We start from the raw sequence: 7074 nt of genomic DNA on the forward strand, positions 1-7074 counted from the left end.
GAGAACGACGACGCCAACCGCGCGCTGATGGGCTCGAACATGCAGCGCCAGGCGGTGCCGCTGGTTCGCGCCGAGGCGCCGTTCGTCGGCACCGGCATGGAAGGCGTGGTGGCCCGCGATTCCGGCGCCGCGATCGCCGCCCGCCGGTCCGGCGTGATCGACCAGATCGACGCCACCCGCGTCGTCATCCGCGCCACGGAAGATCTCGATCCGACCAAGTCGGGCGTCGATATCTACCGTCTGATGAAGTACCAGCGCTCCAACCAGTCGACCTGCATCAACCAGCGTCCGCTGGTGAAGGTCGGCGACATCGTCAAGAAGGGCGACATCATCGCCGACGGTCCCTCGACCGATCTCGGCGAGCTCGCGCTCGGCCGCAACGTGCTGGTCGCCTTCATGCCGTGGAACGGCTACAACTTCGAAGACTCGATCCTGCTCTCCGAGCGGATCGTGAAGGACGACGTCTTCACCTCGATCCACATCGAGGAGTTCGAGGTGATGGCCCGCGACACCAAGCTCGGGCCCGAGGAAATCACCCGCGACATTCCGAACGTCTCGGAAGAAGCGCTGAAGAACCTCGACGAGGCCGGCATCGTCTACATCGGTGCGGAAGTGCGCGCCGGCGACATCCTGGTCGGCAAGATCACGCCGAAGGGCGAAAGCCCGATGACGCCGGAAGAGAAGCTGCTGCGCGCCATCTTCGGCGAGAAGGCCTCCGACGTGCGCGACACCTCGCTCCGCGTGCCCCCGGGCGTACAGGGCACCATCGTCGAGGTGCGCGTGTTCAACCGCCACGGCGTCGACAAGGACGAGCGCGCGCTGGCGATCGAGCGGGAGGAGATCGAGCGTCTCGCCAAGGACCGCGACGACGAGCAGGCGATCCTCGACCGCAACGTCTACAGCCGTCTCGCCGACCTGCTCGAGGGCCGGCAGGGCATCGCCGGTCCCAAGGGCTTCAAGAAGGACACCAAGATCACCCGCGCGGTGCTCGAGGAGTACCCGAAGTCGCAATGGTGGCTGTTTGCCTCGCCCAACGACAAGCTGATGGCCGAGATCGAGGCCATGCGGAAGCAGTACGACGAGTCGAAGAAGGGGCTCGAGCAGCGCTTCCTCGACAAGGTCGAGAAGCTGCAGCGCGGCGACGAGCTGCCGCCCGGCGTGATGAAGATGGTCAAGGTCTTCGTCGCGGTGAAGCGCAAGATCCAGCCCGGCGACAAGATGGCCGGCCGCCACGGCAACAAGGGCGTGGTGTCGAAGATCGTGCCGATCGAGGACATGCCGTTCCTGGAGGACGGCACCCATGCGGACATCGTGCTCAATCCGCTCGGCGTGCCCTCGCGCATGAACGTCGGGCAGATCCTCGAAACCCATCTCGGCTGGGCCTGCGCCGGCCTCGGCAAGCGTATCGGCCAGACGGTCGATGCCTACCTGTCGAAGCAGGATGTCAAGCCGCTGAAGGAGACCCTGAAGAAGATCTACGGCGACGACGAGACGATCAAGTCGCTCAACGACAACGAGCTGATCGAGCTCGGCCGCAATCTGAGCCACGGCGTGCCGATCGCGACGCCGGTGTTCGACGGCGCCAAGGAGTCCGACATCGAGGAGATGCTGAAGCTCGCCGGCCTCGACGCTTCGGGTCAGTCGACCGTCTATGACGGCCGCACCGGCGATCCCTTCGATCGCAAGGTGACGGTGGGCTACATCTACATGCTCAAGCTGCACCACCTCGTGGACGACAAGATACACGCGCGTTCGATCGGTCCGTACTCGCTCGTCACCCAGCAGCCCCTGGGCGGCAAGGCGCAGTTCGGCGGCCAGCGCTTCGGCGAGATGGAGGTGTGGGCGCTCGAGGCTTACGGCGCGGCCTATACGCTGCAGGAGATGCTGACGGTGAAGTCCGACGACGTCGCCGGCCGCACCAAGGTGTACGAGGCGATCGTGCGCGGCGACGACACGTTCGAGGCCGGTATTCCGGAATCGTTCAACGTGCTGGTCAAGGAAATGCGCTCGCTCGGCCTCAACGTCGACCTGCACAATTCCAAGGTCGGCCCGGCGTCGACGTCGGAAGCGGCCGAGTAACGCGATTCTGTCTGTCCGGCCGGTCTGGCCGGGCATCGGCGCGCTGACCCCGCGGTGAGGGCAGGGCGCTTCGAAGGCGAGATTTTCGAATTTGCTGCCGGCTCCGACCGGCACGCGAGGAGAAGACGATGAACCAAGAGATCATGAATCTTTTTAATCCGACGACTCCGGCTCAGGTCTTCGACCAGATCCGGATCTCGATCGCGTCTCCCGAGAAGATTCTGTCCTGGTCCTACGGCGAGATCAAGAAGCCGGAGACCATCAACTACCGGACCTTCAAGCCCGAGCGCGACGGCCTGTTCTGCGCGCGCATCTTCGGGCCGATCAAGGATTACGAGTGCTTGTGCGGCAAGTACAAGCGCATGAAGTACAAGGGCATCATCTGCGAGAAGTGCTCGGTCGAGGTCACGCTGTCGCGCGTCCGGCGCGAGCGCATGGGCCATATCGAGCTCGCCGCGCCCGTCGCCCACATCTGGTTCCTGAAGTCGCTGCCCTCGCGCATCGGCCTCTTGCTCGACATGACGCTGAAGGATCTCGAGCGGATCCTGTACTTCGAATACTACGTCGTGCTCGAGCCGGGCTTGACCGCGCTGAAGGACCGTCAGCTCCTGTCGGAGGACGAGTACCTGAAGGCGCAGGACGAGTACGGCCAGGATTCGTTCACCGCCATGATCGGCGCGGAGGCGATCCGCGAGATGCTCAAGGGCATGGACCTCGAGAAGCTCGAGGTCACCCTGCGTGCCGAGATGGCCGACACCGACTCCGACATCAAGCACAAGAAGCTCGCCAAGCGGCTGAAGATCGTCGAGGCGTTTCGCCACTCCGGCAACAAGCCGGAATGGATGATCCTGACGGTCGTCCCGGTGATCCCGCCGGACTTGCGGCCGCTGGTGCCGCTCGACGGCGGGCGCTTCGCGACCTCCGACCTCAACGATCTCTATCGCCGCGTCATCAACCGCAACAATCGCCTGAAGCGGCTGATGGAGCTGCGCGCGCCGGACATCATCATCCGCAACGAAAAGCGCATGCTGCAGGAGGCCGTCGACGCGCTGTTCGACAACGGCCGCCGCGGCCGCGTCATCACCGGCGCCAACAAGCGGCCTCTGAAGTCGCTCGCCGACATGCTGAAGGGCAAGCAGGGCCGCTTCCGCCAGAACCTGCTCGGCAAGCGCGTCGACTACTCCGGACGTTCGGTGATCGTGGTCGGTCCCGAACTGCGGCTGCACCAGTGCGGCCTGCCGAAGAAGATGGCGCTCGAGCTGTTCAAGCCGTTCATCTATTCGCGGCTCGACGCCAAGGGCCTGTCGACGACCGTCAAGCAGGCGAAGAAGCTGGTCGAGAAGGAGCGCCCGGAGGTCTGGGATATCCTGGACGAGGTGATCCGCGAGCATCCGGTGCTGCTCAACCGCGCCCCGACGCTGCATCGCCTGGGCATCCAGGCGTTCGAGCCGGTGCTGATCGAGGGCAAGGCGATCCAGCTTCACCCGCTGGTCTGCGCCGCCTTCAACGCCGACTTCGACGGCGACCAGATGGCCGTGCACGTTCCGCTGTCGCTCGAGGCGCAGCTCGAAGCGCGCGTGCTGATGATGTCGACCAACAACATCCTGCATCCGGCGAATGGCCAGCCGATCATCGTGCCGTCGCAGGACATCGTGCTCGGTCTCTACTACCTGTCGATCCTGCGCGAGGGCATGCCGGGCGAGGGCAAGGTGTTCGGCGAGATGGCCGAGCTCGAGCATGCGCTGCATTCGAAGGTCATCCACCTCCACACCAAGATCAAGTACCGGTGGGAGGGCATCGGCGAGGACGGCAAGCCGGCGCGCCGCTGGATCGAGACCACGCCCGGCCGCATCATGCTCGGCAACGTGCTGCCGAAGAACCCGAAGATCTCGTACGACATCATCAACAAGCTGATGACCAAGCGCGAGATCTCCGGCGTGATCGACCAGGTCTACCGTCACTGCGGTCAGAAGGAGACCGTGATCTTCTGCGACCGCATCATGGCGCTCGGCTTCTACAACGCCTTCAAGGCGGGCATCTCCTTCGGCAAGGACGACATGGTCGTGCCGAACGGCAAGTGGAAGATCGTCGACACCACCCGCACGCTCGCCAAGGACTTCGAGCAGCAGTACAATGACGGTCTGATCACCCACGGCGAGAAGTACAACAAGGTCGTCGACGCCTGGTCGAAGGCGACCGAGGAAATCGCCAAGGCGATGATGAAGGAGATCTCCGCCACCAAGAAGACGGCGAGCGGGGCGGATGCCGACATCAACTCGATCTACATGATGGCGCACTCCGGCGCGCGCGGTTCGCCGGCCCAGATGCGTCAGCTCGCCGGCATGCGCGGCCTGATGGCCAAGCCCTCGGGCGAAATCATCGAGACGCCGATCATCTCGAACTTCAAGGAAGGCCTCTCGGTGCTCGAGTACTTCAACTCGACCCACGGCGCCCGCAAGGGCCTCGCGGACACCGCGTTGAAGACCGCCAACTCCGGCTACCTGACGCGGCGTCTGGTCGACGTGGCGCAGGACTGCATCATCACGCAGGACGACTGCGGCACCAAGCTCGGCATCAAGATGCGCGCCATCGTCGACGCCGGCACCGTGGTCGCCTCGCTCGGCTCGCGCATCCTCGGACGCGTCGCCTGCGACGACGTGCGCGACGCCGCCTCCAACAAGGTGGTCGTCAAGCGCGGCACGCTGATGGAGGAGAGCCATGTGGATGCCATCCAGCAGGCCGGCATCCAGGAGGTGAAGATCCGCTCGGCACTGACCTGCGAGCTCGTCAACGGCATCTGCGGCAAGTGCTACGGCCGCGACCTGGCCCGCGGCACGCCGGTCAACCATGGCGAGGCGGTCGGCGTCATCGCGGCGCAGTCGATCGGCGAGCCGGGCACCCAGCTCACCATGCGCACCTTCCACATCGGCGGTGCGGCGCAGATCAACGAGCAGTCGTTCGTCGAATCCAACTTCGACGGCAAGATCGTGATCAAGAACAAGGCCATCGCCCGTAACGGCGAAGGCCATCTGGTCGCGATGGTGCGCAACATGGTGGTCGCGATCGTCGATGCCGACGGCACCGAGCGCGCAACTCACCGCATCCAGTACGGCTCGCGCCTGCATGTCGACGAGGGCGACATGGTCAAGCGCGGCCAGCGCATCGCGGAGTGGGATCCCTACACCCGTCCGATCCTCACCGAGGTGGAAGGCACCATCGGCTTCGAGGATCTGGTCGAGGGCCAGTCGATCTCGGAAACGCTCGACGAGTCCACCGGTATCGCAAAGCGCGTGGTCATCGACTGGCGCTCGACACGTGGCGGCTCGGACCTCAGGCCCGCGATCGTCGTCAAGGGCAAGGACGGCAAGGTGCTGAAGCTCGCGCGGGGCGGCGACGCCCGCTACATGCTGTCGGTGGACGCCATCCTCTCGGTCGACGTCAACGCCAAGGTCAAGCCGGGCGACATTCTCGCCCGCATCTCGACCGAGAGCGCCAAGACGCGCGACATCACGGGCGGTCTGCCGCGCGTGGCGGAGTTGTTCGAGGCGCGGCGTCCGAAGGACGCGGCGATCATCGCGGAGATCGCGGGTACCATCCGGTTCGGCCGCGACTACAAGAACAAGCGCCGCATCTCGATCGAGCCGGTGGACAAGACCGAGGAGGCCCGCGAGTACCTGATCCCGAAGGGCAAGCACATCCACCTGCAGGACGGCGACGTCGTCGAAAAGGGCGACTTCATCGTCGAAGGCAACCCGGCCCCGCACGACATCCTGGCGATCAAGGGCATCGAGGAACTCGCGGCCTATCTGGTCAACGAGATCCAGGAGGTCTACCGGCTGCAGGGCGTGCTCATCAACGACAAGCACATCGAGGTGATCGTCCGTCAGATGCTGCAGAAGGTGGAGATCACCGATCAGGGCGAGACCGACATGATCGCCGGCGAGCAGGTCGACAAGATCGAGTTCGACCAGCTCAACGAGAAGGCGAAGGAAGAGGGCAAGAAGCAAGCCACGGGAACGCCGGTTCTGCTCGGCATCACCAAGGCGAGCCTGCAGACCCGCTCCTTCTTCTCGGCGGCCTCGTTCCAGGAGACCACCCGCGTCCTCACCGAGGCGGCGGTCAACGGCAAGGTCGATCCGCTCGAAGGCCTCAAGGAGAACGTCATCGTCGGCCGGCTGATCCCGGCAGGCACCGGCGCCTCCATGGCCAAGATCCGCGAAGTCGCCATGAAGCGCGACAAGCTGATCCTCGACGAGCGCGAGAAGCAGGCCTCGATCGTCTCGCCGGCGCCGGAAGCGGAGCCGGTGGCGCTGCCGCCCGCGGAATAATAGCTCCTCCGTACGAGTACGTAGGACACCGAAAAGGCCGGCTTTCGCCGGCCTTTTTGCTGCATTCTCTGCTTGTTGCGCTGCAGGAACGCGCTTTGTTCATCTTCCCTTCAGGCTGAAAAGCGCTTTTGCTAAGGCAGCTTAGACCCGGTGGTCCCGAAGGGGGGCGGCCGGAGACCACGGATCCAAAATGCTCGATCTTGCAATCGTCGGCGGCGGCCCGGGCGGGCTGATGAGCGCCTGGTATCTGAAGCGCAAACTCGGCGATCTCTGCCGCGTCACCATCTACGAAGCCTCCGACCGTCTCGGCGGAAAGGTCGTCACCCGCAAGTTCGATTCCGCGCCCGCGATGTACGAGGCCGGCGTCGCCGAGCTCTACGACTACTCGATGACGGGTCCGGACCCGCTGCGCGAACTGGTCCAGCATTTCGGGCTGCAGACCATTCCGATGGACGCCGAGCAGGTGCATCTCGGCGGCGAGCTCCTGAACGACGTTCCCGGCATGCGCCGCAAATATGGAGCGAAGACCGCAGCCGCGATCGAAACGTTCCGCCAGCGCTGCACCGAGGTGATGTCGCCGCTCGAGTACTACGAGGGCGTCGGTGCGCACGACAACGAACATCCCTGGGCCTACATGACGGCCGAGGAGGTGCTCGACAGGGAAGTC

The 7074-nt window shown here is 64.7% G+C and carries 3 protein-coding genes; all 3 read left to right on the plus strand.

The window, feature by feature from the left end:
• The coding region (rpoB, locus tag KGM94_RS21945) for a DNA-directed RNA polymerase subunit beta (protein ID WP_300264049.1) at positions 1-2079 on the plus strand (2079 nt) is incomplete at its 5' end.
• 128 nt (positions 2080-2207) lie between these two features.
• A complete protein-coding gene (gene rpoC, locus KGM94_RS21950) occupies positions 2208-6407 on the plus strand; it encodes a DNA-directed RNA polymerase subunit beta' (protein ID WP_300264051.1) in 4200 nt (1399 codons plus the stop codon).
• Positions 6408-6597: 190 nt separating this feature from the next.
• Positions 6598-7074: FAD-dependent oxidoreductase (locus KGM94_RS21955; protein ID WP_300264053.1), on the plus strand; the 477-nt coding region annotated here is incomplete at its 3' end.

The sequence above is a fragment of the Bradyrhizobium sp. genome, from assembly GCF_028868675.1.
GTDB lineage: Bacteria > Pseudomonadota > Alphaproteobacteria > Rhizobiales > Xanthobacteraceae > Bradyrhizobium.